Consider the following 3,422-nt stretch of genomic DNA (forward strand, 5'->3'; position numbering starts at 1 on the left):
AGTTGGGCAAGTGACACTTGGGATGATTTTACAAGTTGGGTAAGTGACATTTGGGACGATGTATTTGGCTCGGATTCAGGAGCGTATGGTAGCTCAAGTTATAGCAGTTATTCGTCGAGTTGGTCATATGATCCTATGGTGATAGATTTAGATGGTGACGGTATAGAATTAACTTCACTTGATGGTAGTAATGTTTACTTCGATTTATCCGGCGATGGCTTTGCAATTAACACGTCATGGGTTCATGCAGACGATGGTTTATTGGCGATTGATCGCGATGGTGATAATAAAATTAGTGATATAAAAGAGCTCTTTGGTAGTCCTAACGCCCCTGGTTTTAGTGAACTTGCAGAATTGGACTCGAATGGCGATGGCGTGATAAATAGTGCAGATGAGCAATTCGCTGAGATTAAAATTTGGCAAGACACAAACCAAGATGGTATTTCGGATGAAGGTGAATTGCATCAACTTTCTGATTTTGGTATCGCGAGCTTAGACCTAAATTACACCGACACCGACAATGAAATGACAGAATCAGGGCGTGTCATTCGAGAAAGCTCGTTTACATATGCTGATGGTAGTCAAGGAACCATTGGCGATGTGATATTAAATGTCAACACAACCTCATCCACATATGTCCAAAACTTCGCTTTTTATCAAGCAGCAGAGGAAATAGCAGAAGTTAAAGGTCATGGTACAATGGCTGATTTGCGTATTGCCATGAGCTTAAATACTGGCTTTGGTGATTATGCACACGACCTTATTATGTCTGGTGATGCTAAGCAATTAGTTGATAATTTTGATACATTTTTAGCTAAATGGGCTGGCGTAGAAGGTATTAGCGCTGCAGAACTTTCTGCCAATATTGACGAGCAATTTGGTGCCGTTCTAAATCCAGAATCAGGCCTTTTTGTTTTTGAAAATTCCAATGACGAAACCTTTACTGCAGAGCAGTTAGGCATTATTCAATCGTATTCAGGTGTTGAAACGATAAGCTTTAGCGATAATCTATGGCATGACACAGAGGAAGAATGGAATATAGTCACTAGCGGTGATGCGCTGAAACGTACTCTACAAGAAATAACAAGAAACCTACTGGTTAAAGTTGCGGTGACTAATGGATTGTTAAAAGATGAATTGCCTTTAGCTTCTTACAATTATGCGTCAGACACTATTTCATTAGTACGCGTCAATTCACTTGAAGGAAGCTTAGATAAAGTAATGTCACGTCTCGCTGAGAATGACCCAGCGCGAATCGATGCACAGTTATTGGCAGCAATGACCTTAGTTGAAGTCGATCCTAGTTTAGTAAATCAATTTAATGAAGGCATTCAAACGTTAATTGATAATGGCGAAGCGTCAGAGTCTTTATTAACTCACAACTTATTACCATTAATTGGTGCGGGCAGTAATAATGCCGATAGAATATTTGGTGAAGAAAACGCCGATGTTATCCATGGAAACGGTGGTGATGACTCAATTAAAAGCTACTCGGGCAATGATGAACTTTATGGTGGTGACGGTAACGACTTTATCGATGGTGGTGCCGATAACGATGTGATTGATGGTGGAGATGGTGATGATTATATCCGTGGTGGCTTTGGTGACGACATTATAAATGGTGGTGAAGGTGACGATCATATCCTCGGGCTTCATGATAATGACACTATTAATGGCGGAGCTGGAAATGATCACATAGAAGCCCACACTGGAGACGACATTGTTTATGCTGGAGAAGGTGATGACTATGTGAACGCATGGACAGGCGATGATTATGTTGATGGTGGTGCTGGCAATGATGAGATTATTGCAAACCATGGTGACGACATTGTTTATGCTGGAGAAGGTGACGACTATGTTAATGGTGGTAAAGGCAATGACGTTATCTATGGCGGCACTGGTAATGACACCTTAAGAGGTATCAGTGGGGAAGATACTGTATACGGTGGTACAGGTGATGATGTCATAGAAGGTAATTCAGAAAATGACCTGTTATTTGGTGACGAAGGCGACGACTTTATTCGTGGCGGTACTGGAGATGATGTTATTTATGGTGGAGAAGGTAATGATAAAATAATTATTGATCCTGGTAACGACATAGCTTTCGGCGGTACAGGTGACGACCTAATTATTGCAAGAGAAACTTCAGTCGAAGGATTATACGGTACTGATTATTTAGACGGTGGTGAAGGTCATGATACCGTTAGTTATCGAGATTCTGTTGAATCAATCGAGCTTAACTTAGCAGAGCAATCGCTCAATGCTGGTGCAGCCATAAACGATACCTTAGTTGATATTGAAACGATCATTGCGACTGAGCTTTCTGATGTATTAATCGGCGATGATAATGACAATATCTTTATTGGTAATGGCGGTGGCGACATCATTAACGGTGGTTTAGGTAACGATACCGTGAGCTACCAAAATTCTGATGAAGGTGTTGGTGTGAATCTGTTAAAGAAAAACAACAACTCAGGTGCTGCAGCAAATGATCAATTAACGGATATTGAAAACCTTATCGGCTCAATGTTTGATGATCAGCTTACTGGCACCCATGCTGACAATACTATATCTGGTCATGATGGAAATGACGTTGTCTTTGGCGGTAATGGCAATGATAGTCTTTATGGTGATGCAGGTAATGATGAGCTAATAGGTAGTCATGGTGATGACATGTTAAGTGGTGGATTTGGTGATGACCTACTAGATGGCGGAAATCAATCAGATCGATTATTTGGTGGAGAAGGTGATGACCAATTAATCGGCGGTAATGATAGCGACGTATTATTTGGTGATGCTGGTAATGACGTGTTAGAGGGTGGAAATCAATCTGATGAGTTGTTTGGCGGAGATGGGGATGATCAACTATTTGGTGGAAATGATAGTGATTACCTAGAAGGTGGTGCTGGAAACGACACACTAGAAGGTGGTAACCAAAATGACACATTAATTGGTGGCTTAGGCGATGATTTATTACAAGGTGGTAATGGTGATGATGTTTATCAATATGCTTTAGGTGATGGTGACGACATTATCAATGATGCTAATGGTAATAATGATAGTTTAGTACTAAGCGAATTAACATCGGATGATATTTGGTTTAGCCGCAATGAAGATAATTTGACTATTGGCTTTGTGGGTAATGACGGCAGCATAACTGTGACCGATTGGTTTGATGGAATGCAACATCAAATAGAAACAATTGAAGCAGAAGATGGTTCTATTAATGTTGCTCAGATAAACCAGTTAGTTGATGCTATGGCCAGTTTTGAGCCGCCTGTAGGAGCAGGTAATGTTATCTCAACAGCCACTCAAGATGAGCTTACACCTAGCTTAATAAAAAGCTGGCAAAAAGTGGCTTAATTATTAATTAAGCCTAGTCACAAAAAGCCAAGTTGCTTAATGGTAGCTTGGCTTTTTGT

The 3,422-nt window shown here is 40.6% G+C and carries 1 protein-coding gene; it reads left to right on the plus strand.

All coding sequences use genetic code 11. The annotated features are described in order from the left end of the window. A partial coding sequence (locus WSC_RS23845; RefSeq protein ID WP_016954329.1) for a calcium-binding protein occupies positions 1 to 3,363 on the plus strand: 3,363 nt, incomplete at its 5' end. Between the last annotated feature and the right edge of the window lie 59 nt (positions 3,364 to 3,422).

It is taken from the genome of Catenovulum agarivorans YM01 (assembly GCF_000281085.1).
Lineage (GTDB): Bacteria > Pseudomonadota > Gammaproteobacteria > Enterobacterales > Alteromonadaceae > Catenovulum > Catenovulum agarivorans.